Genomic DNA, 26,434 nt, shown 5'->3' with positions numbered 1-26,434 from the left:
CTCACACCCGGGCAAGCACTCGTGGTATCTCGTCTACGAGCGCGTCGATCGCGACGCGTACCTTCGAGGGCAGATGTCGCGATTGCGGGCGGATGACGTGAACCTCGGCGCCCTGCACGCTGTTGCTATCCATCACGAGCGACAGCCGGCCGTCGCGCAGATAGGGCGCCATGAGCCAGCATGGTAACCAGGCGAGGCCTGCGCCCGAAGCCGCTGCGTCGGCGATGGCCTGGAGGTCGTCATAACGCAGGCGCGCGGACAGTCGGCACTCCTGCACCTCGCCGTCTTCGCCGAGCACTCGCCATGGTGTGCTCTGTCCACCGCGGCCGTAAGCGATGCTGACGTGCGAGCCGAGTTCGGCGAGGCCCGACGGCCGCCCGTGTCGATCGAGCCAGGCCGGAGACGCGCAAATGCCCATCCGCTGAACGCCGAGCCGGCGCCCGACAAGGGTTGCATGGTCCGGCAGCGGTCCAATCCGCACCGCGATATCGAAGCCGTCCTCGACCAGGTCCGAAACACGATCGCTGAACGACATCTCGACGTCGAGCAACGGATGGCGCTCGACCAGCTTCAGCATCACGGGTGCGACGCACTGCCTGCCGAATAGCACCGGCGCGGTGATGCGTAGCCGCCCGGACGGATCGCGGCGGCCCGCCTCCAGCGTCGCCTCGACCGCGCCCAGTTCGGCCATCACGCGTCGGCACTGCTCATAGTACGCATGCCCTTCGTCGGTTAGGCTCAGATGGCGGGTGGTTCGCTGCAGCAGTCTCACTCCGAGACGCTGCTCGAGCCTCGCGACAATCTTCGCGATCGCCGAGCGCGTGACACCAAGGCGTTCGCCCGCTGCGGCGAAGGTGCCGGCATCCACGACATCCACAAATTCCGCAATGCCTCTTAGCCGATCGTCCATCGTGCGAGCTCCCGATACCGCGGTTTATGTTTCCTGCCAGGCGACGATAAGTCGTCAAAATCTCGTCAATGCGTCCTTTCCCGCAACACTAACATAGGTGCTTCTACCCGATGAGGAGTTGCTATGAACGCATGGACACTGAAACCGGGCGCCGGTATCTCCGGTCTGAAGCGCAGCGACGCGGCCAGGCGATCGCCGGGGCCGACCGAGGTCGTTGTCAAGGTTCACGCGGCGTCGCTGAACTATCGCGACTTGATGTTCGCCCGCGGTGACTATCTCGGCATCGGCGATGCGCCGCTGATCCCGCTGTGCGATGGCGCGGGCGAAGTCGTCGAGACCGGCCGCGACGTGAGCCGCTTCAAATCGGGCGATCGCGTGGTCAACACATATTTCCCGCGTTGGATCGACGGCGCTCCGGCACCGTGGAAAGTCGACAGTTCGCCAGGCGCCAAAGTCGACGGCGTGCTGGCCGAGCGGTTCCTGGTCGACGAAACGGCTCTTGCGGTGATCCCGGCGCACCTGGGTTATGAAGAAGCCTCCACGTTGTCGTGCGTCGGCGTCACCGCATGGAACGCGCTATTCGTGGACGGCGACGCGAAACCCGGTTCCACGGTGGTGCTGCTCGGCACAGGCGGGGTGTCGATCTTCGCGCTGCAGCTGGCGCGCGCGGCGGGTCTGCGCACGATCATCACGTCGTCGAGCGATGAAAAACTGGAACGCGCGCGGAAACTCGGCGCCGATGAGACGATCAACTACCGCGCCAAGCCGGAATGGCAGAACGAGGTTCTCCGGCTGACCGATGGGGTAGGCGCGGATATCGTGCTGGAGATCGGTGGACGGGACACACTGCCGCGCTCGGTGGCCGCAACGAAAATGGGCGGCCTCGTGTCGATCATCGGCGGTGTGAGCGGCTTTAGTGAACCGGAGCTTGGACTGCTGCCGGTGATCGGGGGCGTCAAGCGGTTGCATGGAATCATGGTGGGCAGCCGCTCGATGCTCGACGAGGTTGTCAGGCTCGTGTCCGCGCATCAAATCCGGCCGGTGGTCGATCACGTCTTTGGCTTTGACGACGCGCCCGCCGCGTACAGGCATCTTGAGTCCGGACAGCACTTCGGTAAGGTGGTGGTCCGGATAGACGCCTGAACCCTGTACTGATGAGGGTTCGGCGATGTCTGGATACGCGGGCATGAGGCTTGGGGATATTGTCGAACCGCGTGGGCGGCAGTGATCGACTCTGAATGGCCGGTGTGTGGAGCGCTTCGAAAGGCCCAGTACGGCCCACGAACCGCCGTTCACCTGCGTTTTCGATCGGACATTCGTGCGTCGGCTCCGCCCCGTAACCGGCCATCCGATTCTCCATGAGCCTTAACCTAGTCACCCGCGTCTTCAGTCGCTAGGGCAAGCTCCTGCACAGTCAACCGTTTGGCCACTCACTTGATCTTCACGACGACCTTGCCCTTCGCGCGTCCCTGAGCCAAGTATTCAAGCGCTTCCTTCGCTTGCTCGAACGAAAAAAACCTGTCGATTACCGGACGAATGTGTTCCGACTCGAGAAGTCCTCCAATTTCGGCGAGTTGGGCGCCGTCGGGACGGACGAATAGAAATGAGTAGGTGACGTCCCGTTTTCTTGCAAGGCGCATGATTTTTCGGCTCATCAAGCCGAACACGAACGTTAGAAAGAAATTCAGGCGTCGTGCGCGTGCGAACGCTGCGTCCAACGGACCGATGAGCGAGACACCCTTGCTCCCTGGTTTGAGAATGCCGATTGCTTTCTCGATCGCATCGCCCCGCAGTGTACCGAGCACCACGTCGTAGCCCCGCAGCACTTTTTCGAAGTTCTCCTTCTTATAATCAACCACCTCGTCTGCGCCCAGCGTGGTGACCAGTGGAACATTACCCGTGCTGGTGGTCGTTCCTACCTTGGCACCGAGGTACTTTGCTAGCTGGATCGCGAAGGTACCGATACCGCCCGACCCCGCAGGGATGAACACCTTCTGGCCAGATCGAACATTGGCACGCTCCTTCAATGCTTGCCACGAGGTGAGGCCAACCATCGGAACGGAAGCGGCCTGCACAAAGTCGAGCTTGGCCGGCTTCGGTGCGGCAACGCTTTCCGGCACCGCCGCGAATTCGGCTATCGACCCTCTGCCAAGATCGAAGAGACTGGCAAAAACGGCATCGCCCGGCTTGAAACGCGTCACGCGACTGCCAACCTCAACCACCACGCCGGCAATATCGCTGCCTAGCGTGGCTGGTAATTCGAACTTCAGGACGGGCTTGAACGTGCCCGCCGGAATCATGTTGTCGATTGGGTTCAATCCGGCCGCGTGGACCTGCACCAGCAACTCATCCGCCTTTAACGTGGGGCGTGGAACGTCGGCGAACTCGATTTCAGGTGATCTGCCATAGCGTTTGAATGTGAGTGCTTGCATGTTGCTTTAACCAAGGTAGGGTGCTGCCAGGAACGCCAGCGCCTTCGACACGAAGTCAGCGTGATATTGAAAGATGCCGCCGTGCCCAGCGTCTTCGTAGATGACCAACTGCGCATGGGGAATGCGGCGAGCCATGTCGAGACTCAGTGAGGTGGGCACCATGATGTCGTTGTCGCCATTGGCGATCAGGACCGGCATGCGCAGGCCGGCGAGCTCCTGCGGCACCTGCTGGCCCCAAGCCTTGATCGCCTTGAGCTGGCGCGAGAACGCGCGAGGTGTCGGTCCCCTGTCGCGATCGGCGCGGCGCTCCTTCAGTCTTTTCAGGAAGGCGCTTGCTGCCTTCCGGCCGATGGCCGTAGCGGTGAAGAAGAGATAGGTCTTGGGGTCGCGTAGCGTCAGGAGGCCCTTGAGTATCAGCGGCCACGACACCGCACCGACACGATCGATGCCCTGACCGCCCGCGGGGCCCGTGCCGGTAAGGATGAGCTTGCGCACAAGGGCAGGCGCCTTCAGGGCCGCGTCCTGCGCCACGAAACCGCCAAGCGAAAAGCCGAGCAGATTTACTTGATCGAAACCCATCGCGCGGATCACCGCGATAGTGTCGCGCGCCATCTCGTCGACGGTCACCGGCGCGGTGCCGCCGGACAAACCGATTCCGCGATAGTCGATGGCAATAACGTGATGCTCACGAGCCAGGCCATCTACGATGCGCGGGTCGAAGTTGTCCAGCACGGCGCCCCAGTGGTTGAGCAGGACTAGCGGGGTACCGCCATGCTGTCCCAGTTCCCGATAAGCGAACGTGGTTCCGCCCGCCTCTACGAGCTTGGTCTGAGCGTGGGCATAAGACGCCTGCAGCGCTTTGAAGTTCATGGTCGATTCTCGTCGGGGTGCCGCCCCGGTCATTGTGGCGGTCAGGCTTCGGGCCGATAGCGTTCGGCCGCCTGGGCTTGTCGAATGTCCGATATGAGCCCCTGACGCGCGCCATCCAATGCGTCCCAGCGCGCCGCCACGTGCAGCGGCGGGATAGTCACTAGTTCGCGGCGATCGAATCCGACCAGTGCCGCATCAACCAGTTCGCCGACTTCCATCACCTCGGGAAGCGTATTGACGTCGATGCCGGCGCGTCCCCAGATCTCCGTGCGGGTCGCCGCCGGAAGCACCGCCTGTACGTAGACGCCCTTAGGCGACAACTCCAGGTTCAGTCCCTGCGACAGGAACAGCACGAACGCCTTGGTGGCGCCGTAGATCGACATGCCAAATTCGGGCGCGAAACCCACCACCGAGCCAATGTTGACGATCGCGCCAGTACCAGACTGCACAAAGCGCGGAGCGACCGCGGCTGCGAGCCGCGTCAGCGCCGTCGTGTTGAGCGTGATCAGGCGTTCAATGGCCTCAGGTGCCTGCTGGACGAAGCCGCCTGATTGAGCCATCCCGGCGTTGTTGATCAGGACGCCTATGCGATTGTCGTCGCGCAGGCGAGCCTCGACCACGGCCAGATCCGCAGGCTGCGTCAGGTCGGCCTCCAGTACTTCGACGGCCACACCGCTTTCTTCGCCCAGGCGCGCGGCCAGCGTATCGAGGCGCGCCTTGTCGCGTGCAACCAGCACGAGGTCGTGGCCGCGGCGGGCGAAGCGGTCGGCGTAGGTCGCGCCGATCCCGGAGGAGGCGCCGGTGACGAGCACCGTCGGAAGCGTGGTCATGATTTATTTCCTTCGCAAGAGAGGTTCGACACGGACGCTGGCAGCGCGCGTCAAGCGGTGATTGAGGGGTAGTCGATATAGCCCGCAGCGCCGCCACCATAAAGCGTGGCGAAGTCCGGCTGCGCGAGCTGCGCGCCGGTCTTCATGCGTTCGACCAGATCAGGGTTGCTGATAAAGGCGCGGCCGAAGGCGAACAGGTCTGCCTTGCCCTCGTTGAGTCTGGCGGTAGCGAGTTCCAGGTCGTAGCCGTTATTGGCCAGATAGGTTTGCCTGAACCGGCGACGCATCGCGTCGTAGTCGAACGGTGCGACATCACGCGGGCCTCCCGTCGCACCCTCGACCACGTGCAGATAGACGATACCCAGCGCGCTGAGCTGCCCGGCGATGTAGTCGTACTGCGGCTGAGGATCGCTGCAGGAAATGCCGTTTGCCGGCGACACGGGCGAGATGCGCACCCCGGTGCGGTCGGCGCCGATTTCCTCGACCACGGCAGCGACGACTTCCAGCAACAGACGCGCGCGATTCTCGATCGAGCCGCCGTACGCGTCAGTGCGCTGGTTGGCCCCGTCCTTGATGAACTGCTCCAGCAGATAGCCGTTGGCGCCGTGGATCTCCACGCCGTCGAAGCCGGCTGCAATGGCGTTCGCCGCAGCCTGGCGGAAGTCGTTCACGATGCCCGGCAGTTCGGCGAGTTCCAGAGCGCGCGGTTCGGAGACGTCGGCAAATCCGTTGTTCACGAAGGTCTTGGTCGCTGCACGAATGGCTGACGGTGCGACCGGCGCAGCGCCGCCCGGCTGCAGATCGATGTGCGCAACACGGCCGACGTGCCAGAGTTGCGCGAAGATGCGCCCGCCCCTCGTATGCACAGCCCCGGTGACCGTGCGCCAACCGGCGATCTGCTCGCGTGTGTACAAGCCGGGGGTGTCCTGATAGCCCTGCGCCTGTGCCGACACCTGAGTGGCCTCCGTGATGATCAGACCGGCCGAGGCGCGCTGCGCGTAATAGGTCGCAGCCAGCTCGCTGGGCACCAGCCCCGCGCCGGCGCGGTTGCGGGTCAGCGGCGCCATGACAAAGCGATTGGCGAGGGTAAGACGGCCCAGGGTGTAAGGCTCGAAAAGCGTCTTGTCGGTCATGTTTGCGTCAGGTTCGAGGTTGGGAACAGGACCAATGATGACGATCATAATCAAAACTGTCAAGGTTTTGATGACGATCGACATCAATGTATAATGGAGCCTTCACACATAAACCCATAGTGGCCAGACCATGAAGATCACCAAGGCACAGGCACAGGCCAACCGTGAGCACGTTGTCGAGACGGCGTCGCAGCTGTTTCGGGAGCGCGGCTACGATGGGGTCGGCATTGCCGATCTGATGGCCGCCGCCGGCTTTACCCACGGCGGCTTTTACAAGCAGTTCGGCGCCAAGGCAGATCTGATGGCGGAATCGGCGGCGTGCGGAATCGCGCAGACCGTGGCGCTGAGCGTGGGTGTGGACGCGCCTGAGTTTGTGCGGTACTACCTTTCTCGCGAGCACCGGGACACCCGCGCGACCGGTTGCACGATGGCCGCACTGGGCGGGGATGCCGCGCGTCAGCCGGAAGCAGTTCGCGGCACCTTCGCGGCCGGCATTGAGAGCCTGCTGACGGTGCTGAATCCCGAGAGTAGTGCGTTGAACGGTGAGGACACACGCCTGGCGAGAGCCAGGTCCCTCGACATACTGGCGCACGCGGTCGGTGCCATTGTCATGTCGCGCGCCTGCCCGGACGATTCGCCGCTGGCCGACGAAATTCTTGCGGTTTGCCGCGACCAGATTCTGGCGTCAATGGGCCCGTCGGCGACCGCAGGCGAACCAACGCGCAATCACGGCAGCGGCACGTCGGCAAGGCCCGAGTAACTCCGTTACCGGCGGCAGACCGGATGTCCGGAAGGCGCCTGCGAAACAACGCACAGCAGGCGGGAGCACAAGATCGCGAGCAGCGGCGATCCATGTCAACGGGATCAGAAAGCTGGCGAACGGGTTGCCGCCGCCGCCGCCGAACCTGTCCGTCAGCAAGCGGGCCCAGCTGATCACCGAAGCACTGGCACTGGACGTCGCGACCGACACGATCGCCCGAACGGCCGTTGTACCTTGGAAGCCGTCGGCATTGAAGTCGACGATGCCCTCGAGATGGCAGAACAGACCAAGGTCTGACGGCAACATGGCCGGCGAGCGGACGCTTGCCGGCCCACAAGCTGCCGCTCGGGCAATGCACAAAGCCGACATTCCAATGGCCGGTTGCAATTCGGAATCCGCCAGCTGCGCGAGCTATCAGGACAGAGATGGTGCAGCCATTAATCAATGGTTAATCGCAGTGGACGGACTATCCCTTCCGCGGTCGTAACAAGCACGCAGTGAACAATGAGCCTCCGATATCGATGTAGCGTGTTTCGCCGGACAGTAGCTTGCCCCACAGTTAGGATCCAGTGAGTTCGGCGCGGCGTGTCATGCCGACGAGAGCCTTCGTCAAAGAGACGATTTTTTTTCACCGAGAAGGCCTGCGCAAAAATCGCCAAATCCGGCGGGGTCCGCAACGTTGGTGACCGCGAGAGGTTGCCAGTACAGCTCGCGGAACGGAGAAGGCCGCGCGTCCGGACGCCGCGCTGCGGGCGACGCGGAGCGGGATTCCTGGGGAGCAGTGACCACACGTTCAGGGCGCGGGATGTAGTGCCCGCAGCTGCCGCTTCGCGCGGCCGCGTCTGCCGAAGCCGTTGCCTATCGAAGTTCGGACCAGCGATTTTTTCTCACCGTAGGTCGAGATAAAGTCGTTTGTTGAAGAGCGGCGCGTCCGCTACTCTAAATGCACGCACCGATCTGACCGGCGCGTCAAATCAAAGGCGCACCAAAACCGCTCCTTCGACCCATCGCGTCGCGGAAAGGCAGGTAATCATATAAAGCGCAAAGTCCTTGGCGGACGATTATTCAAATCGTTGGAGACAAATATGGGATTCAATCGTAGAAACTTTCTCATCACCGGAACCGGAGCCGCCTTTATCGCTGCGACAGGCCTCCTGGATGGTCCGTGGGTTCGACGCGCCAACGCGGCAGAATTCTCGTATAAGGTCGGCACGAACCTGCCGGCAAATCATCCGCTGAATGTTCGTATTCAAGAGGCAGCGGATGCGATCAAAAAGGAGACCGACGGTCGAGTCGACCTTCGGGTGTTTCCAAATAATCAGCTCGGTGGCGACCCAGACATGTTCTCGCAGTTGCGGGCTGGCGCACTGGAGTTTTATACGGTCTCGGGCGCTAATACCCTTTCGACTCTGGTTCCGAAGGCATCCATCTCGGGAGTCGGCTTTGCATATAAAGACTATGACCAGGTATTCGCAGCATTCGATGGCGACCTTGGCGCCCATATTCGCGGGCTGATTGGAAAGGCAAATCTGGTTGTTCAGGACAAGATCTGGAACAACGGGTTCCGCCAGATCACGACCAGTACGAAGCCCATCAAGACTCCAGCCGACCTTCAGGGCATGAAAATCCGCGTGCCGGGTGGTCGTCTCTGGATTTCGCTGTTCAAGTCGCTGTCCGCCGCTCCGGCGTCGATCAGCTTCAACGAAGTCTATTCTTCGTTGCAGACAAAGGTCGTCGACGGGCAGGAGAACGCGCTGGCTGTAGTAGACGCCGCGAAGCTTTATGAAGTTCAGAAATACTGCTCGATGACGAACCACATGTGGGACGGCTACTGGTTGTTGGGTAACAAGACAGCGTGGGAAAAAATGCCGCCCACCGTCCGTGACATCGTCTCAAAGCACCTCAATGCGGGGGCACTGAAGCAACGACAAGACGTGATCCAGTTGAACGCCTCCCTGCAAAAGACGCTTGCGGGCAGAGGGCTTGCGTTTAACACCGCTGACGCGAACGCGTTCCGCCAAACCCTGAAATCCGCGAACTTCTACACGGAGCAGAAGCAATACTTCGGCGACGAAGAATGGAGTCTCATGGAGAAATACACGGGGAAGCTGGCATGAGAACGCAAATGCTGAAAGACGTGGATGACGCGCTCGAACAACAGACCAGCGCAACCGTCCACCACACGATGAAGACGGTGCCCCACTGGCTGTCCCGTGTGGACTTCGCACTCGGCGTAATCGTCTCTGTGCCGGCGGCACTGCTGGTGCTAGCAGAAATTATCCTGCTTTTCAGCGGCGTTGTGGCCCGTTATGTCCTGCACCACCCGTTAATCTGGAGTGACGAACTCGCTGCCATTCTGTTTCTCTGGCTCGCCATGACGGGTGCAGCTACCGCGTTGCATCGAGGAAGCCACATGCGCATGACGGCACTGGTCAACCGCATGGGCGAGCACTGGCATCCGTTATGGGACACCATTTCGATGGTGGCGAGCATGCTCTTTCTCGGACTCGTACTTGTTCCGTCGATCGCTTACATCAAGCAGCAGTGGGACATTCTGACCCCGACTATGGAGATCAATGACGGCCTACGCGTCGCGGCTATCATCTTCGGCATTGTGTCGATGCTGCTGATCTGCGTGGTCAAGCTGTTAGCAATCGGCTGGAAGACTGCTATCACTGGGATTGCGGTGTCGCTGGTGACTGTGTTTGCGCTGGAACATGCCGGACCGGTTTTGCAATCGCTTGGAAACCTGAACTTGGTGATTTTCTTCGTTGGTGTGGTCGGTTTCACCGTCCTGAGCGGAATGCCTATCGCTTTCTCCTTCGGTCTTTCCGTGTTTGCTTATCTTTCGATGTCAACCGCCATGCCGTTGGAGATTGTCGTCAGCCGCATGGACGAAGGAATGTCTCAAATCCTTCTGTTGGCTGTGCCGATGTTTATTTTCCTCGGGCTTCTCATTGAGATGACAGGGATGGCACGGGCGATGATCAACTTCCTGGCATCGTTGCTGGGTCACGTTCGGGGTGGCCTCTCATATGTTCTGGTTGGCGCGATGTATCTGATTTCCGGGATTTCCGGTTCAAAGGCGGCCGATATGGCGGCCGTTGCTCCAATTCTGTTCCCTGAGATGAAGAAGCGTGGCGAGAATCCCGGCGAGCTCGTCGCACTGCTATCGGCAACCGGCGCACAGACCGAAACGGTTCCGCCAAGCATCGTGCTCATCACGATCGGATCGGTTACTGGCGTATCAATCTCTGCGCTTTTTACCGGCGGTCTGTTGCCGGGGCTCGTCCTGGCATTCATGTTGTGCATGCTTGTCTGGTGGCGGGCCCGAAAATTCGAGCCCACATCCTCCACGAGGGTCGCGTGGTCGTTGGTCGGAAAGGCTTTTGTGGTATCGATCCCGGCTCTGGCCCTTCCGGTTGTGATCCGCGTGGCTGTGGTGGAAGGCGTAGCCACGGCAACGGAAGTTTCGACAGTCGGCATCGCTTATTCTGTTGTCGCCGGGCTCCTGGTGTATCGGTGCTTTGATTGGAAGCGTGTTGGCCCCATGCTCGTTGAGACGGCCGCTCTTTCCGGTGCGATCCTCATCATCATCGGTACGGCTACAGCGATGGCGTGGGCGCTCACACAGTCCGGCTTCTCTCACGGACTGGCGGAGTTCATGCAGCATCTGCCAGGGGGCGCGTTCACCTTCATGGTTGTGTCGATCTTCATGTTCATCATCCTGGGCAGCGTCCTCGAGGGAATACCAGCCATCGTGCTCTTCGGGCCGTTACTTTTCCCCATTGCCCGGGCTGTCGGTATCCATGAAGTTCAATACGCGATGGTTGTCATTCTTTCGATGGGTTTGGGGCTGTTCTCGCCGCCGTTCGGGGTGGGGTATTACGGCGCGTGCGCGGTCAGCAAGATCTCGCCGAACCTGGGCATCCGTCCGATCATGGGTTATATGGCCGCACTGTTCATTGGCATCGTGGTCATCGCAGCGGTACCGTGGATTTCGACCGGCTTTCTGAAAATCTGAGAGGCGCCTAACGCAGAAATCAAAAGGACTGGACGCACGTTCAGTCTTTTTTGTTTGGAAGTCGCTTCGGGGCATCAGGCGATCGTGAGGATGTTGATAAGTTGATAAAGCCATGAGAGGGCGGGAAGCAACTATCGCCAGCGCGGATTGGACACGGCGTCAGTGCGCTCCCGCCGGTATCAAGTTGCGGAACAGGAGAACAGAACGGTGCTTGCAACAAGCTCGCCTGTGCCGGCCGATACGATACGCTGGATGGAAGATCAGCACCTCGTAGTTTTATCGGCGCTTCTGGATTGTTCATGCTGCAGCAAGGCTTCCCCGGATCGGACTACCAACATGCCAAGGAGCTGTTCCAACTTAGCCTGACATCGTGTGAAAAGTCCCGCAGATATGCCGCCAAGCTGGACGTCATAGATACATACGATCTTCTCAAGTATAGAGCTAGCGTTCTCACTGAGCATCCACGGCCCGCCGCCTGCGCGAACAGCCGCTATGGCCTCTATCTCGCGTTCAGCGTCGCAGTAAAGCTGATAGGCACCGGCGCCCAGCCCCTCTTTCCACATCAGATATGACAGATATGTCGTTCGGATGAGTTGATAAAGCAGATGCTGGCTGCCGTGGCCCGATTGAAACGAAGCAAGGGCGAGGTGCGAGACTAAAGACAGGTCTTTGACAAGCGGCAAGGGAAGCGGAAGAAGCATCTGCTTTGACAGCGCCGGTCCGCGTCGTGGTTTTTTGAGGTTCTGTGCTTTCGTTACCATGGCGGATACCAGCGCCTTGCCGAAACTCATGGGGGCCCGCACGGCGCACCCCCATGCCCTGACGTATGAATGAAAGATCAAGAAGGGTAGACGATTCTCAGAAGGTTACTGATGCCGGGCGTGCCAAACGGGACACCTGCTGCGATCAGCAATGGTTTGCGGCGGTCGACCCCGATCCGATGCGCTGCTGCGGTGGCCTTCATGACCATATCTTCAACGTTCTGCGCATCGTCGACATGCAAAGGACAGGCACCCCAGGTCAACGTAAGCTGACGCGCAACGGCTTCATCAGGAGTGAGCGACAGGATGCGGGAGGCTGGCCGCTCGCGAGCAATCCGCACAGCAGTCGCGCCGGAAGAGGTGTAGGCGACGATTGCTGCGATCGGCAACATCGATGTGATGGTAAATATCGCTGCGCTGATCGCCTCCGGCGCGGCAGCAGATGCGGGCGGCCTGACTGCTTTAAGCAGTTGACGATACGAGGGCGCATTCTCTGTGCGCTCGATGATCCTATTCATCATCGAAACCGCTTGGACTGGGAAGGCGCCTGACGCGGACTCCGCGGACAGCATAACGGCATCGGCGCCGTCAAAAACGGCCGTCGCCACGTCGGACGTCTCCGCTCGCGTGGGCACGGCAGATTTCACCATCGACTCCAGCATCTGCGTTGCCACAACGACAGGCTTTCCGGCCTCTCGGCATAAACCCACGATTCGCTTCTGGATGACCGGGGACTTCCTCGGGTGGTAACTCAACACCCATATCGCCACGCGCAATCATGATTCCGTCAGAAGCCTCGATGATCTCCTCGATCGAATCAACAGCGGATGGCTTCTCGATCTTGGCGATAATCTTAGCCCGGCCTTTGATCAGATTGCGCGCGTCGCGCACATCGTCTGCCCGCTGCACAAAAGACAGTGCGATCCACTCTACGCCTTGTCCCAGGCCAAATCGCAGGTCTTTCCTGTCCTTATCGGTCAGCGCTGGAATGTGGAGGACCACGCTCGGGACGTTGACGCCTTTTCGGTCCGAAAGGATGCCGCCGATGACAACTTCGGTCGTCATGCGGGTAAGCGATGTATCGACGATCTTGAACTTCAGCAGGCCGTCGTTGGCGAGCAAAGTATCGCCGATCGCGGCCACTGCGAAGATTTCCGGGTGGGGGAGACAGACCCTCGACTCATCACCGTGTGCGCTATCAAGGTCAAAGCTGAAAGTCTGTCCTGGCCGCAGATCGACCTTGCCATCCTTGAACTGTGCGACTCGTAGCTTCGGTCCTTGCAGATCAAGCAGCGCGCCGATCGGACGACCATGTCGGGCCCCGATACTGCGAATTGCTTGCAGTCGCTGAGCCTGTTCCGCGTGGCTGCCATGGCTCATGTTCAACCTGAAAACGTCGGCGCCGGAGACATACAGGCTTTCAATCAGGCTCTCGGCGGAACTTGACGGTCCGAGCGTCGCAACGATTTTTGTGGAGCGGTTTCTGTTCATCGATGAAGAATTTGAGGTTGCGGAAGACTTCGTGCGAAAGAGACGAGGAATCGAAGCGGGCCGGAGATGACGCCGCCTGGGTAAGCGAGCAATTCCCCCCTTCGGATGTGACGACATTGCACTCGGTCCCGATCCGTACAGGGAACTTATGCGATAGGGACTTGCTCCGTGTGACTCCGTGTCCACGGCCCTCCTGGTCGCAATCGCCGAACCGTCGGGCCGGTGTCCGGCGTGTTTGATTGACCAAACGGGAACGCGCTTTAGGGCGCGGATCCCGTCAGCATCTACTTTGCGGCGTGAAGAAAGTGTCGCTGCGCCGCGGGACGCGGCGATTATGTTGTGGTGCCATCCCGGGCGATGACAAAGAAGTTCTCGTCGCCCATCTGGCCGCCTTTCAGGGCAAGCTGCAGGTCTTGCAAATGAGGCTTATCGGAAAGCACCCGGCACAGCGGCGCGCCCGCAGCGAGGCGGCCGTCAATCTCAAGTGCATCGGGCCCAAGAACCTGTGTGACTTGACTCGACGTATCGCCGCCTGAGAGAACCAGGCGGCGCAAATGAGTGGCCTCGAGGACAGCATTCGCGACTGCGCCAAGCCGTTGGCCCAGCAATCGCCCGCCTTGATGCCGAGCGTCGTCCTCGGTCAGTCCGTCGGCGGTAAAGCACTCAAGCATTGCGGCGATGCGCGTATCGCGCGGGCCACGCGCAGTATGCGTGATGACACTGCGCCCTTCGCTGACCAGCGCAATCGTGCGTCCGACGATATCTGCAGCTGTTTGCTGCCAAGAGTCTTCCCGCACAAGCGCTTTTGCGTCGATGGCAATCTCGGCGAAGCCTGCCGCGATCGCCGTGTCAATCTGTTCGGCAGACAGCGGTGAGGCACTCCCAGACATCGCAAGAATTTGACTCGTGGGCGCGATACGGTCGTAAGATCGCCGCGTATCGGGAAGATTGCCGAGCTCCCGCCACCATTGCGTCATCGCATATTCGACGCCAGACGAGCCAATGGTAAAGATAGGGCCGACGGTCGTAGCGTACCTGTCAAGAAGGCGACCGACTTCGGTCAGATGACGTGGAGTCACTGTATCGAGCAAGATTCCCACGTCGCCGGTTGAAGTTGCTTCCGACCACGCCCGGTCTATTTCTTCGCGGGCGCCTTCCAGACTGGGCAGGAAAATCCCGGAGAGAGGCAGGTCTGTCTGCAGCGCCAGATGACGCAGAAGATCTCCTTCCATCATCGGTGTGACAGGATGGACACTCATAATCGGATGGCGATCGATTCGATAAGTCTTGTTATCGGTACCGGATCGGGCAAACAGGTTGCCAAAGGCGCAGTAGCGTTTTAATGCTGGAGTGCCGGCAACAATCGGAACTGGCGTACTCGTGATTCCAGCGCGGGCTATCTCCAACGCTTTTCCGATGCTTCCTATCGTCGGGCCGCTATCGAAGGTTGAACACACTTTGTAGTGAAGAATCGGGGCATTCAGGTCGCGTAGAGCACCGAATACGGACGGAAGAGACTCGTCCATTTCGGACGGACTCATCCCTCGACTGTCACCTGCGACACCGATAGCGTCAAATCCGCCGAGTTGCGATAGTTTTTCGGACGAAGGCGCTTTCAAGAAAAGGGCGCACCGCAGCCCCGCGAACGCCAGGACTTCCAGAGCGTCAGTCGACCCGGTAAAGTCGTCGCCGTAGAAAGCCAGCCGCAATGCCGCGTCGGATTGTTCAGCTTTTGCACTCATCCTGGATTACGCCGATTGGAAGTGAGACAGCGCAGCACGCAGCGCAGGTCGGGACTCCGCGAAGGTTTTCAGATCTACTCCTTCGACCGCTGCTTCCCACCCTTCTCGCATACTGGCAACACCCGCGGCGATTCCATGCGGATGTCCGATAATTCCGCCGCCGGCCAGATGCATCAGGTCCACGGAGCCCAGCTGGGCATACAGGTCAGGGGCTTGAGACGCCCACTGGCCCGATGAAAAAACTGGCATCAACGGCTGCACACCCGCGAACGGTGCCAGGCAGGCACGGGCCGAATCGATGACGGATGTATCTGACTCCCAGAATTTGCTGCGAATGCCGTTGACGTGCAGATGATCTACTCCGGCAAGTCGCCACAACTTCTGAAACGCCTGAAAGGAGAACCCGAGTTCCGGACAGCGTGTGAGCGCACCCCAGCCGTTGCGGTGGCCGTGGATAGGTAATTGGGCATGCGTTCGAAGATGCTCGACGCCAGCAAAGCCTACCCAGTTAATGGACACCATCACGCACGTACCGCCGGCCCGCAGAACCGCATCGTGTCGGTGGAGCATCTCGTCGATTGTGCCGGAGATATTGATCGCGTACATCGGCATGCGACCCATGCGGTCGGCGTGTCGATGCAAGACCGGCATGACGGCTGCGAGGCGTTGATCGAAGCTGGCGTACGTGGGGTCAGCGAGAAGTTCGTCATCCTTGATGAAGTCGATCTCTGCGGCGCAAAGACTATCGACGATTTCAGCCGTCTGTTCCGGAAGCAAGCCAATGCTTGGCTTGACGATCGTTCCGATCATTGGTCTGTCGTAGACCTTCGCGAACTCACGGGTTCCGCCAATACCGAATTGAGGGCCGGGGAACTGTGCTGCGTACATCGCTGGCAGATCGACGTCAAGCAGCCGCAGCCCTGTCACTTCCCCTAACTCAAACAGGTTGCCAGCGACCGTGGATAAAAGGGTGGGCAGATTGGCGCCCACGTTGTTCACCGGAAAGGCGATCTCTATTTCGCCTCGATAATAGACACTCGAAGCCCCCTTCCGTTCGACGTGAGCACTGCGCAGCGACGGCTCGAGAACGGGGGGGTGCGAATCCACCTTCACTACGCGAGCACGCGCGCGATTCTTCAGGGCATCAGTCTCTCCCGGGAGCGAAAGAAACGTTCCGCTAGACTGTTCGCCCGCAATGACTTCTGCGGCTTTTGCAATCGGCACTGCGCTTTCGACGAAATAACGCGCGGTAAATTCCGCTCTTTGATGGGAGATTTCGACCATGTTTGACTCTTCGTCCTGGGTATTCGAGCTAAGTTGAGGCGCATGGATTTACTGGGGAGGCCTGCGCTTAAGCCGGGGATGAGACGAATATAGTTTTGACGACTTGCGACATCAAACGATATGATTTCTCGACGCCGAGCGAAAAACTCACAATAGGCCACTTTCATAAGCAGTGGGCCGCGGGCCCATAGGAGCTCATGTGCCTCGCCTCTCATTGAATGCGTTGCGCGCCTTTGAAGCCACAGCCCGCCTGAGAAGCTTCGGTGCCGCCGCCGAAGAACTCTCCGTGACTCATGGTGCGGTCAGCAGACATATCCGTGCACTTGAAGATCAGCTGGGTGTCCTACTGCTGTCGCGCAATGCGCACTTGACCGAGCCGACGCCCGAAGGGGCGCAGATGGCCGAAGGCCTGAGCGTGGCGTTCAACCTTATACAAAAGACCGTCGATCAGCTCAAGCCGGGGCCGCTGACGCTCTCATGCTCGGCGTCGATCATGATGTACTGGCTGCTGCCGCGCCTCTCGAAGCTGAAAAATGCGATCCCATCGCTCGAGCTGAGTTTCAACACAGGTCACGGCGAAATCGACTTTACCCGAGACAAGATAACGGTGGCGATACGGCTTTCCTCCATCCCGGTACCGAAAGGCGTCAGCCCGGTTCCGGTGATTGAGGAATGGATCGGCGCAGTGTGCTCGCCCGAGTACATGCGCACAAACCGGATCAAAAAACCGAGCGACCTGCAGCGTGTGCGGCTTCTAGCAACCAATACGCGACCGTCCGCGTGGGCCGACTGGTACAAGGCGAGCTCGACTGTGCTGGAAAACCCGCCTGAGATCGCTGAATCGTTCGATCATTTCTATCTTCAGATTCAGGCCGCCAAGTGCGGTTTGGGAGTCGCAGCAGTGCCGAGAATGCTCGTCCGGGACGAACTGGATTCGGCTGGTCTCGTCGCGCCGTTCGGCTTTGTGCCAGGCCCTGTGAGCCTCGTGCTGTGGGTTGCTCCTCATGCTGAGAATCAGCCGAAGACCGTCGCCTTGGTGGAATGGCTGAGGAACGAGTTGCGTGAAACGGAGACATGAAGCATGCATCGGCTTGCTTGCCGGCATGCGAAATCAGTTTCTGCGGTGTGTGACTTTTTCTCACAGTCGCCAGCTTTATTATCCTTTGACCTTGCCAGTTAAGGCTCCAATAATTTGCACACGAGATGGCGCGCGGCGCCGTAATTTGATCCGCTCCAAGGCATCGCACGCGAAGCCGCGCAGCGGTCTTACACTGAAGGAGACAACGTGGAGCAGACGAAGCAGAACGGCACAAGTCGCGTAGCCGTGGTCACGGGCGGCGCGATGGGCATCGGTGCAGATTCGGCAGAACAGCTTGCAAGACGAGGCTATCACGTCGTTCTTGCCGATATCAACAAGAGCGCGGCAGAAGAAACAGCGTCAGGCCTCTACCGCGCGGGCCTGTCAGTTTCGGCTACTGAGATAGACGTTTCAAGCGCCGAATCGATTGCTGCTGCATTCGATGTGATCGACAAGACGCATGGGCGTTGCGACGTTTTGGTGAACGGCGCCGGCATTGCCAAGCTGGTGCCATTCATGGACTATCCGCTCGACGCATTTCTCAAAACGATGCAGGTCAATGTAACTGGCGCGTTTTTATGCTCCCAACATGCCGCGCGTCTGATGGTTAAGAACCGCTGGGGCCGCATAATCAACATCGCTTCGGTGGCAGGCATGCGAGCGGTCGGTAAAGGACGCACGGCCTACGGCACGTCGAAAGGGGCTGTCATCGCTTTAACGCGGCAGATGGCGGTGGAACTCTGTGACTACGGCATCACTGCTAACGCAATCGCGCCGGGTCCAGTTGATACGCCGATGACCAAGGCGCTCCATAGCGAAGAGTTCCGCGCTGAATACTCAAATGCGATTCCGATGAAGCGCTACGGCACCACATCGGAAATCGCCGCGGCCGTCTGCTATTTGGCGTCTGAGGAAGCGGGATATACCAACGGGATCGTGCTTCCGGTGGACGGTGGCTTTCTCGCATGGGGAGCAGGCGCGGTTTAAACGGCATTGGTAGGCCACCCTACAGCAACCGCGGCAAGTAACAGATAGCGACGCCGATTGCGTGCTAAACAAGTGCGCGATCGGTATGCATAGACCTGGTTACCTTCGGTCAGTTTCTGATGCATTTATCAGGGCCCAGCTTCCTGACTGCATCGGCATAGGAGGTCTCGGCAGTACAGATTCGCAGACATGCGCTGCTTCAAGCCATTGCCCCGTGGTTGCTCGCGCGATGAGTTGAGCAACCACTAGATACGCTAGCAGTTCAGTTCGCGCTTCATCGTCCAGATTGTAGTGCTGAATCCGCATTTCCATTGCGCCGTTTTCTGTCGCGTCACCTCGATGAAGCCTTCGACAGCCGGGCGGAGTTATCAAACTGATAATTTACCCGCCTTTTCCCTGAACAACGGGAGACCTGCGACCGTCCCTAACCAGTACCCAACCGAACGACTGCCTCCCTTTGCGTGCAGCCATTGCCGCCGCGAGGCATCAGAAGTCCGCTCAGGGCCGGGTACGGCCGACCGCACGGGCGGCGGTCGGGCCACGAGCAACCTCTCACAATCCGTTCACGAAGGTCCGCTGATGAGGTATGAGCCGCCCTACCATGCGGGAACGATAGTCAGCAATTTGCCGGGCGAGCTATCAAGCCCTCATGCCACTCCGTCGCCGAGATGATCCGACAGATACGCTGCCCGTGTTGGGGGACGGCCGGGCGGCGCCCCGGCCGGATTCAATTACTGCCCCCCTCCTTCAGCACGGATCGTCAATGCGTTCTTCACCGATTTCACGCCTGATACGCCTTGAGCCGCCTGCGCGGCCAGAGCGATCTGGTCTCCATCGGGCACCGAACCTTCTAGCGTCACGGCGCCGTTGCGTGCCCGCACGATGATGTTCTCGACAGTCAGACCCTGCGTTTTCGATAGGGCACGACGCACATTCTTCTCCAGCGCGTGATTGGATACTGGCTGTCCGTTGGCGCTTGGCGAGGCCATAGCGCCCTGTGCTCCGGTCGCGTCGCTGCTTTGCGCATATGTATTGAAGGACACCAGAACAACGAGCGCGCTGCTAATGACCTTGGTTATCTGGAGTGTTTTCATTCGAACTTCCCCTGTTATCATAGTTTGCGGCGATCCCGGACTCAGCCGCGTGCCGGGGGGCGGGGACCCCGCTTTCTTTGCGGCTTCGCACAGCTCAGCCCCGACGTCTGGTCTTGCAGCGTAGCTCCGGTGAGGGGCCGTCACTATAGGACTTTGGTCCAATTGTTTTGCTTTGGGGCGCTTGTTCTCCATTTGTCGATCGTTTGCAAACTCGCTCGCCGGGAGATATTTCTCTAGCACCGACGCCTGCATCTGGCTGATCTGATCACCCACGCGAGTCAGCAGATTAACCTGATTCCTGGTCTGTCCTTGCCGATCTTCGACGGAGTTCGCCTCAACGCTCTCGGCGGCGCGCGCCGCGAGCAATATACTGATCGCCCAGTACAACCAGGTGGCACTCGATTGCCGTCTACCGATTTTGGCTAGGGAGCCTTGTGATCGAGCGACGGTCGAGATCACCGACGGGATAAAGGGTGGGTCACCGTACCAATGTCCGTTATTGCAACCATTGCCGACGTGCGCACCTTCGATTGGATTGGCGGCAACGGGTCGGCAAGGTAAGCTCGTTCGTCCGTGCGATCAGCGGCGGCCTCTGCCTTTGCGAACTTGCGGGACCGCCCCCCGGAACGGTCGCTGGCACCACTCCGGCCGCTTGCGGAGCCGTGATCAGTCGGTCACCACGAGATCTCGCTTGTTTCCGACCTGCTAGTCGCTAGATAGTCAATCGCTCTTCGCCAGGTCCCATGCGCTTGCCGAGGGAGCATCAACGCTTGAAGAGTAGATCCCCAGCATCTAACGTGCTCTGTACGTCTTCAGGAGACTGCCATGGCCAAAATTGAAGCAAAGTTGGCGGAGATGGGATTGGTGTTACCGCAGCCACTACAGATGCCAGCTGATGCACGCATGTCACTGCCGTTCGCATGGGTGCGTGCGAGTGGAAAACGCGTGTTTGTCTCGGGACATGTACCACTGAACGCGGATGGAACCATAGCGCAACCCATTGGCAAAGTGGGCGCCGAAGTGTCCCCGGCCGAAGGGTATGCGGCAGCACGCCTCGTGGCTCTTGCCCAGTTGGCGAGTCTCCAGAGGGCGCTCGGCGATTTGGACCGCATTACAGCCTGGCTGCGCGTTCTCGCGATGATCAATGTCGCGCCGGCTTTCGATCAGACTCCGCGTATCGCGAATGGCTTCTCGGACCTCATCCTTGACCTATTCGGTCCAGACGTCGGGACACACGCTCGCTCGGCAGTCGGCATGGTGTTGCCTTTGAATGTGCCCGTCGAATGCGAGGCGGAGGTCGAGATCGACGGACCGTGACGATCGTCTCACTATGTCGTTAGGTTCTTTGCCATGGCCTCTCCAGCCAGCGCGGACGAGCCCTCGCGACCATTGGAGCTGGTAAGCATCGACTGCCGCATGTCGTAACGTTGGGTGCTCGGTATGATTGACCGGTACAGGTCCGGTACGAGCCGATGGCCTGCCGGGTCCGTACGGCTCACACGGGGTCGAGTTCGACGGTCATTTACGAGCCTCAACGCATAAGAAGGGCGTTATCAAGTTCGGACAGGAAGTGACGCCGGTGGGCGTCGCACTGATCGATGGTGCTGCCCGAAACCGCGCGTCGGCCGTTTGCATTCAACGTCTTGCCCGTCCATACTCTGTGAATGTCGCATTCTCGAAGGGGATCCAGGTGAGTCACGACCCCGTACATGACCCTTCGCGGCATCACGCGACTCAACACCCTCAGGCGCATGAAGGACATGAGGGCAGCGCACTGCCCGACATGGATCTGCGTGTGCGTGCGCTCGAATCGCTTCTGATCGAGAAGGGCTACGTCGATCCGCAAGCGCTCGACGTACTGATCGAAACTTACGAAACGAAAGTGGGTCCGCGCAATGGCGCTCGCGTCATCGCAAAGGCGTGGAGCGATCCGGAATTTCGACACTGGCTGCTCGATGATGCGACAGCCGCCATCGCGTCACTTGGCTTCGCGGGGCGTCAGGGCGAGCACATGGTTGCGCTGGAGAACACGCCGAGCGTACACAACATGGTCGTCTGCACGCTGTGCTCGTGCTACCCGTGGCCCGTGCTCGGCTTGCCACCCGTCTGGTACAAGTCGGCCCCGTACCGCTCGCGCGCAGTGATCGACCCCCGTGGCGCGCTGGAGGAGTTTGGCGTAGCGTTGCCGGACGACATCAAGATCCGCGTTTGGGATTCGACGGCCGAGGTACGCTATCTGGTGGTGCCAATGCGTCCGCCCGGCACCGACGCGCTGAACGAAGACGAACTCGCCGATCTCGTCACGCGCGACTCGATGATCGGCACAGGCTTACCGCTCCCTGCGCAGCAGGCGACAATCCCCAACGTAGGTTCATCGTGAACGGCGCGCAGGATCTGGGCGGGATGCAGTCGTTCGGGCCGGTCGTGCCCGAGGCCGACGAACCCTACTTCCACGCCGACTGGGAGCGCCATGTGCTCGCGCTGACGATCGCGATGGGTGCGACGGGCACATGGAATCTCGATATGTCGCGCGCTGCGCGCGAGAGCCTGCCGCCGGCGCAGTATCTGTCTAGCAGCTATTACGAGATCTGGTTTGCAGGCTTGTGCAAGCTTCTGATCAACTCGGGCCTCGCCACGCCCGACGAGATCGACTCCGGCGTATCACAGCATCCCGCCGCGCCGGTGCCACGCGTGCTGGCTCATGACCAGGTCAACCAGGCGCTCTTTAGCGGGAGCCCCGTGACGCGCACGCCGCCGCATCCGGCCCGTTTTGCCATCGGCGACGAGGTACGTACGCGACTGCTCAACCCGCAAACGCACACCCGCTTGCCGCGTTACTGCCGTGGCAAGCGCGGCCGGGTCGTCGCAGTGCACGGCGCGCATGTGTTTCCTGATTCGAACGCGGTGGGCCGCGGCGACGATCCACAGTGGCTGTACACGGTGAGGTTCGATGCCGTCGAATTGTGGGGCCGGGATACCACGGCCGCTTCCGTTTGCGCCGATTGCTGGGAGCCGTATCTGGACAGGTGCTGAACGACTTGCGCGTTCGCTCATCGAGGAAGACTTTCATGACTGCGCCCCCGGTGTCACCCGATGCACTGCCCGGCTTGCCACGCGACGATGCCGGCCCCGTCTTCTCCGCGCCCTGGGAGGCGGCGGCCTTTGCGATGGCGCTCTCGCTTCATGAGCGCGGCGTGTTCACCTGGGCCGAATGGGCGGCTCAACTCGCCGATGCTATCCGCGACGCGCAGGCGCAAGGCGATCCGGACCACGGCGACACCTACTATGTTCATTGGCTGACCGCGCTCGAACAAATCGCGACCGCGAAGGGCTGCCTGACGCGCGATGCACTGGTAGAGCGGAAAAACGCATGGGACGTAGCGGCGCGCCGCACCCCCCACGGGCGGCCGATCGAACTCGACTGAGCGGCAAACGGCCATCCTGACGCGGCGATGGGTGCGGAGAGAGATATGGCCAGAATCGAAGCGAAGTTAGCGAAAATGGGATTGGCGTTACCACAGCCGCTACAAATTCCGGCGAAGGTACGTATGCGTTGCCATTTGAATGGGTGCGTGTTAGAGGAAAAAAAGCATTTGTCTCGGGTCACGTGCCGCTGAACCCGGACGGGACCATTGCGCAACCGGTCGGCAAGGTTGGCGCAGAGGTTTCGCCGGACGAAGGCTTACCGAGCACGAGACCGACCCGAGCCAACGGCCTCATTTCCATAACGCGCAGCGAGACTCAGCTTTGCTGCCGAACGCCTGTTCACCAGGAATCGTTTCGATGATCTTGCAGTAGTCCCACGGCTGCTCCGATTCGTCCGGCGTCTTCACCTCCATCAGATACATATTGTGAATCATGCTGCCATCTTCACGGATATATCCTTGCGCATACACGTCGTCGATCTTTTGTTTCTTTAGCTGCGACATGACCGCGGCTGGTTCGGTCGAGCCGACAGCCCGCACTGCCTTCAGATAGGTCATCGTTGCGGAATAGTCGGCGGCCTGCAGGCTCGACGGCATCTTGTTCATTTTCGCGAAATAGCGCTGCGACCACTTGCGTGTTTGTGCATTCTTGTTCCAATACCAACTACCCGTCAGCACGAGATGTTGCGCCGTCGCGAGACCCAGACTGTTGATATCGTTGATGAAGATAAGCAGCGCGGCCAGCGTCATCGTTTTCGTTACGCCGAACTGGTTCGCGGCCTTGATTGCATTGACGGCGTCGCCGCCAGCGTTCGCGAGTCCAAGGACCTGTGCTTTCGATTGTTGTGCCTGAAGAAGGAACGAAGAAAAGTCCGACGCGGAGAGCGGATGATGAACAGATCCCAGCACTTGGCCGCCATTCGCCTTCACGACATCAGAGGCGTTCTTCTCAAGCGCCTTGCCGTGTCGTACGCATAGTGGACCGTATAAGGCGTGCATTGCTCATTGGTCAGCGTATCTGAGCCGGCTCCTACGTTGATGTAGGGAATCTTCTTTTCTCCGGCAATCTGATTGGTGGAAAGCGCGGTTGCAGAATTCGTCCCGCCGATAATCACATTGACACTCTCGCGGTCGATCCATTCCCGCGCGACCGATGCTGCTATATCGGCCTTGTTCTGATGGTCCGCATAGAGCACCTTGATCGGCTTGCCGTTGACCTGGCCTCCGAAATCCGCAATGATCATTCGAATTGCCTCGAGGCCGCCCTGCCCATCACCTTCGGAATACAGTCCGGAAAAATCCGTGATGATTGCGATGGTCACTGTATCGCCAGTTGCGCGCGCGTCGCTGTACATCACCATTGCGCTGACAGTCGTCGCGACCCCCAGCAGGCGAAGCATAGGTGATCTCATGTACATCGCTACGAGTTCCATGTTGCGTTCGCATCCTCGACGAGCTTGTTCTGGGCAAGCGCGGTATTTCAACATATCCCAGGCAACTGACCGAACCGCCGCTGTGGACGAGATATTTGAGTTTACGATGTTTCCGGAAGGCCTTTTTGTGAGGCTGGAACAACGTCACTGACTGGCCTCAGGCAAACAGCGTTGATCCGGGACAGCGAACTCAACCTCACGACGCCAGATCTTGCAGGTCGGGTCCGCTCCGACCAGTGATTCATTGTCGCGAACTGAACGATCAGTACCCCGCTCGACGTCCCTGACCCCCGGAATGAAGTGGAAGGTGAGATTATCCAGGCATCGAAATCGAACCGCACGTCGATCCGGCGAACGTCGGTGCTTCCACTGCTGATTTCAGTCTCGCTTATGTCGCGGTTTCCACGTTCCAGGCTTCTGAGCGCCGGCAGCTCGCCAACAATCAAAAGAAAAGGGGCCGAGTTCGGTTGACTTTTATCGGTCATCACCGACCAAGTATCCAGGAGTAGGATGTGATCTGTGAGAAACGGCCGTCTAAGGAAATGAAGGGCGCGGAGCTGTCGGAATGAAAAAAATCGCATTTTTATGGACGGTGGTCAGGGACGATTTGCGCGTGCTCTTATATGCGCTGCGGCATCCCGACCGTCCAAGATGGCTGATGCCCGCGACCGCTCTGGTGGCTCTGTACGCGGTCGATCCTTTCAATGTTGCCGTTCCATTCGTCGGGATTGTGGACGACGGTGTGCTAGTTCCGCTGGCATTGCATTTGATGGTCCGTTGTCTGCCACTCCAGTTGCGACGGCTACGCCGCCTATGATGAAACCAACATGATGCAGCGTTCACGTCACGCCGCATGAATCAAGGCGCAGGACCCGAGTTGATTACACAGGACCGCACTGTAAAGGTGAGTGACGGCTATTAGGGAAACTGAGGGTCTCTTGTCGGTCGGGTCCGGCCGACCCCGTCGGGCGGCAGTCGGCGACAGAAGTACACGGCAATGTCGGTGGCAATGGTGAACCGCTTGTGGTTTGCCATCTCTGTTCCCCGGTCCCCAGGTAAGCGATTTATACAGTTCCTGCGGCAGCTTGCCAGCATGTCTGATGAGCGCATTGACCACCGTTTCGCTGTCCTTGCTGGCGATCTTCACCAGCATCACATAGCGCGTTTGACGCTCTACAAGCGTTGCAATCTGGCTACCGCCACTGCCACACAGGAGATCGCCTTCCCAGTGTCCCGGCACCGCGCGGTCCTCCACAGTGGCGGGTCGCTCACTGATTGATACCGCGTCGCGGATCCTGCCGTGGTCGTCCGTTTTCTGCGTGTGATGGCGTGAGCGACGCATGACCCGGGTGCGCCGTAAATGCTCCAGCAGCTCTTTCTTCAGGGCACCGCGTGCCTGAATGAAAAGACTGCGGTAGATGGTCTCGTGCGACACGTGATAGTCCTCGGTGCCCGCCAGGCGCGTTTGAGCCATCCAGTTTGCAGACCTTCGGGCGCAGCGCCCGATCCCATGCAAGCTGGTCGGCATGGCCGGCCCGATAGCCGTGCTCCCCACTGTTGCGCTTGATCTCGCGACAGATCGTGGACAGTGACCGCGACAGTCCTCGGGCGATCGACTGGATCGAATCGCCCGCGACGAGACCTCGCGAAATCTCCTCGCGCTCGGCAAGCGTGAGCGCCAGCCTCGATCGTCGGCGTGGCGCAGGCTGGATTCCTCCAGTTTGCGCCAGAATTCCCTGTACCGACGAAGATTGCGATCAAATAGCTGGGCGATGTGCTGCAACGACTCGCCTGCACGCCAGCGCGCCCACATCAACGCCTTCTGGCTCTCGCTGTAATAGATCCGGGTTCTGTACTTCATCTGCAACACTCCCGCTGCTCGTGCAGCTTCGATTGTGTTGCATCGACCGGTTGAATCCACCGGCCAGCATGAGACGATCGCGGGCGATACTACGACTTACCGCAGGACGGCCTTCCGAACCTCCGCGCGTGGGCGCTAGTCGCTCTTGACGGATGCGATGGAGCACCTGCGGGCACTCAGCAGCCTGTAGTGAGGGTTGCGATGACGGGGTGCCGGCTCATCAGATACGCATCCTTACGGTGCCGGACTTGTGCGCTTCGATGCGCCCATTGATCTACGTCAAGTCGCTTTGCTATATGCCACGGATACTGGCAGCAAT

Annotated in this window: 20 protein-coding genes and 3 pseudogenes; 11 read left to right on the top strand and 12 right to left on the bottom strand. The window is 59.8% G+C overall.

The window, feature by feature from the left end; translation table 11 throughout:
* Position 1 precedes the first annotated feature (1 nt).
* Positions 2-910 carry a LysR substrate-binding domain-containing protein gene (locus AB3X95_RS19190; RefSeq protein ID WP_368622239.1) on the bottom strand — a complete coding sequence of 303 codons (909 nt, stop codon included), beginning with the start codon at positions 908-910 and terminating at the stop codon, positions 2-4.
* Positions 911-1,033: 123 nt separating this feature from the next.
* On the opposite strand from AB3X95_RS19190, the gene AB3X95_RS19185 reads away from it, so the two are divergent.
* Complete coding sequence (locus AB3X95_RS19185; RefSeq protein ID WP_368622238.1) at positions 1,034-2,053, top strand: NAD(P)-dependent alcohol dehydrogenase; 1,020 nt, start codon at positions 1,034-1,036, stop codon at positions 2,051-2,053.
* Positions 2,054-2,340: 287 nt separating this feature from the next.
* On the opposite strand, the gene AB3X95_RS19180 is transcribed toward AB3X95_RS19185, so the two are convergent.
* The 4 genes from AB3X95_RS19180 to AB3X95_RS19165 are packed head-to-tail and all read right to left on the bottom strand — an operon-like array spanning position 2,341 to position 6,175.
* The gene (locus AB3X95_RS19180; RefSeq protein WP_368622237.1) at positions 2,341-3,342 is read right to left on the bottom strand and encodes an NADP-dependent oxidoreductase; all 1,002 of its coding nucleotides are present in this window, start codon (positions 3,340-3,342) and stop codon (positions 2,341-2,343) included.
* 6 nt (positions 3,343-3,348) lie between these two features.
* Positions 3,349-4,212, bottom strand: coding sequence for an alpha/beta fold hydrolase (locus tag AB3X95_RS19175; RefSeq protein ID WP_368622236.1), 864 nt, complete (start codon positions 4,210-4,212; stop codon positions 3,349-3,351).
* Between the two features lie 41 nt (positions 4,213-4,253).
* A complete protein-coding gene (locus AB3X95_RS19170) occupies positions 4,254-5,042 on the bottom strand; it encodes an SDR family NAD(P)-dependent oxidoreductase (protein WP_368622235.1) in 789 nt (262 codons plus the stop codon).
* A 50-nt stretch (positions 5,043-5,092) separates the two neighbouring features.
* The gene (locus AB3X95_RS19165) at positions 5,093-6,175 is read right to left on the bottom strand and encodes an alkene reductase (protein WP_368622378.1); all 1,083 of its coding nucleotides are present in this window, start codon (positions 6,173-6,175) and stop codon (positions 5,093-5,095) included.
* Between the two features lie 130 nt (positions 6,176-6,305).
* Between AB3X95_RS19165 and AB3X95_RS19160 the strand changes: the two genes are divergently transcribed.
* The 3 genes from AB3X95_RS19160 to AB3X95_RS19150 all read left to right on the top strand — a co-directional run bounded on the left by AB3X95_RS19160 (position 6,306) and on the right by AB3X95_RS19150 (position 10,959).
* Positions 6,306-6,935: a TetR/AcrR family transcriptional regulator gene (locus AB3X95_RS19160; RefSeq protein ID WP_368622234.1), complete on the top strand. Its 630-nt coding sequence runs from the start codon at positions 6,306-6,308 to the stop codon at positions 6,933-6,935.
* A gap of 1,085 nt (positions 6,936-8,020) precedes the next feature.
* On the top strand, positions 8,021-9,052 hold the full coding sequence (locus AB3X95_RS19155; protein WP_368622233.1) for a TRAP transporter substrate-binding protein: 1,032 nt from the start codon (positions 8,021-8,023) through the stop codon (positions 9,050-9,052).
* Positions 9,053-9,120: 68 nt separating this feature from the next.
* Positions 9,121-10,959, top strand: a complete 1,839-nt coding sequence (locus AB3X95_RS19150; RefSeq protein ID WP_368622377.1) for a TRAP transporter large permease subunit — start codon at positions 9,121-9,123, stop codon at positions 10,957-10,959.
* A 260-nt stretch (positions 10,960-11,219) separates the two neighbouring features.
* Here AB3X95_RS19150 and AB3X95_RS19145 read toward each other — a convergent pair whose 3' ends face one another.
* The 4 genes and pseudogenes from AB3X95_RS19145 to AB3X95_RS19130 all read right to left on the bottom strand — a co-directional run bounded on the left by AB3X95_RS19145 (position 11,220) and on the right by AB3X95_RS19130 (position 16,237).
* A complete protein-coding gene (locus AB3X95_RS19145) occupies positions 11,220-11,750 on the bottom strand; it encodes a hypothetical protein (RefSeq protein ID WP_368622232.1) in 531 nt (176 codons plus the stop codon).
* A gap of 47 nt (positions 11,751-11,797) precedes the next feature.
* Positions 11,798-13,211, bottom strand: a pseudogene (gene pyk / locus AB3X95_RS19140) (pyruvate kinase).
* Positions 13,212-13,543: 332 nt separating this feature from the next.
* Positions 13,544-14,953, bottom strand: coding sequence for a four-carbon acid sugar kinase family protein (locus tag AB3X95_RS19135; RefSeq protein ID WP_368622231.1), 1,410 nt, complete (start codon positions 14,951-14,953; stop codon positions 13,544-13,546).
* A 6-nt stretch (positions 14,954-14,959) separates the two neighbouring features.
* The gene (locus tag AB3X95_RS19130) at positions 14,960-16,237 is read right to left on the bottom strand and encodes a ribulose-bisphosphate carboxylase large subunit family protein (protein WP_176126259.1); all 1,278 of its coding nucleotides are present in this window, start codon (positions 16,235-16,237) and stop codon (positions 14,960-14,962) included.
* Between the two features lie 199 nt (positions 16,238-16,436).
* On the opposite strand from AB3X95_RS19130, the gene AB3X95_RS19125 reads away from it, so the two are divergent.
* Positions 16,437-17,315: a LysR substrate-binding domain-containing protein gene (locus AB3X95_RS19125; RefSeq protein WP_368622230.1), complete on the top strand. Its 879-nt coding sequence runs from the start codon at positions 16,437-16,439 to the stop codon at positions 17,313-17,315.
* Positions 17,316-17,522: 207 nt separating this feature from the next.
* Complete coding sequence (locus AB3X95_RS19120; RefSeq protein WP_176126257.1) at positions 17,523-18,302, top strand: SDR family NAD(P)-dependent oxidoreductase; 780 nt, start codon at positions 17,523-17,525, stop codon at positions 18,300-18,302.
* A 731-nt stretch (positions 18,303-19,033) separates the two neighbouring features.
* On the opposite strand, the gene AB3X95_RS19115 is transcribed toward AB3X95_RS19120, so the two are convergent.
* Positions 19,034-19,396 (bottom strand): BON domain-containing protein, encoded by a 363-nt coding sequence (locus tag AB3X95_RS19115; RefSeq protein ID WP_368622229.1) that lies wholly within the window; start codon positions 19,394-19,396, stop codon positions 19,034-19,036.
* Positions 19,397-20,221: 825 nt separating this feature from the next.
* Here AB3X95_RS19115 and AB3X95_RS19110 point away from each other — a divergent pair.
* From AB3X95_RS19110 to AB3X95_RS19095, 4 genes are all read left to right on the top strand, one after another.
* The gene (locus tag AB3X95_RS19110) at positions 20,222-20,713 is read left to right on the top strand and encodes a RidA family protein (RefSeq protein WP_368622228.1); all 492 of its coding nucleotides are present in this window, start codon (positions 20,222-20,224) and stop codon (positions 20,711-20,713) included.
* A gap of 373 nt (positions 20,714-21,086) precedes the next feature.
* Positions 21,087-21,776 carry a nitrile hydratase subunit alpha gene (gene nthA, locus AB3X95_RS19105; RefSeq protein ID WP_368622227.1) on the top strand — a complete coding sequence of 230 codons (690 nt, stop codon included), beginning with the start codon at positions 21,087-21,089 and terminating at the stop codon, positions 21,774-21,776.
* Positions 21,773-22,429, top strand: coding sequence for a nitrile hydratase subunit beta (gene nthB, locus AB3X95_RS19100; protein WP_368622226.1), 657 nt, complete (start codon positions 21,773-21,775; stop codon positions 22,427-22,429). The genes nthA and nthB overlap by 4 nt, the downstream gene beginning before the upstream one ends.
* A gap of 35 nt (positions 22,430-22,464) precedes the next feature.
* Positions 22,465-22,821: a nitrile hydratase accessory protein gene (locus AB3X95_RS19095; RefSeq protein WP_176122977.1), complete on the top strand. Its 357-nt coding sequence runs from the start codon at positions 22,465-22,467 to the stop codon at positions 22,819-22,821.
* Between the two features lie 291 nt (positions 22,822-23,112).
* Here the strand turns inward: AB3X95_RS19095 and AB3X95_RS19090 are convergent.
* A pseudogene (locus AB3X95_RS19090) lies at positions 23,113-24,182 on the bottom strand (ABC transporter substrate-binding protein).
* 637 nt (positions 24,183-24,819) lie between these two features.
* Between AB3X95_RS19090 and AB3X95_RS19085 the strand changes: the two are divergent.
* Complete coding sequence (locus AB3X95_RS19085) at positions 24,820-25,071, top strand: hypothetical protein (protein WP_368622225.1); 252 nt, start codon at positions 24,820-24,822, stop codon at positions 25,069-25,071.
* A gap of 164 nt (positions 25,072-25,235) precedes the next feature.
* On the opposite strand, the pseudogene AB3X95_RS19080 reads toward AB3X95_RS19085, so the two are convergent.
* A pseudogene (locus AB3X95_RS19080) lies at positions 25,236-26,115 on the bottom strand (IS30 family transposase); the annotation flags it as partial.
* Between the last annotated feature and the right edge of the window lie 319 nt (positions 26,116-26,434).

This window comes from Paraburkholderia sp. BR13444 (assembly GCF_040948755.1).
GTDB classification, from domain to species: domain Bacteria; phylum Pseudomonadota; class Gammaproteobacteria; order Burkholderiales; family Burkholderiaceae; genus Paraburkholderia; species Paraburkholderia youngii.
The sequence above is the reverse complement of the archived record's forward strand: the minus strand, read 5'-3'. Positions and strand labels throughout refer to the sequence as shown.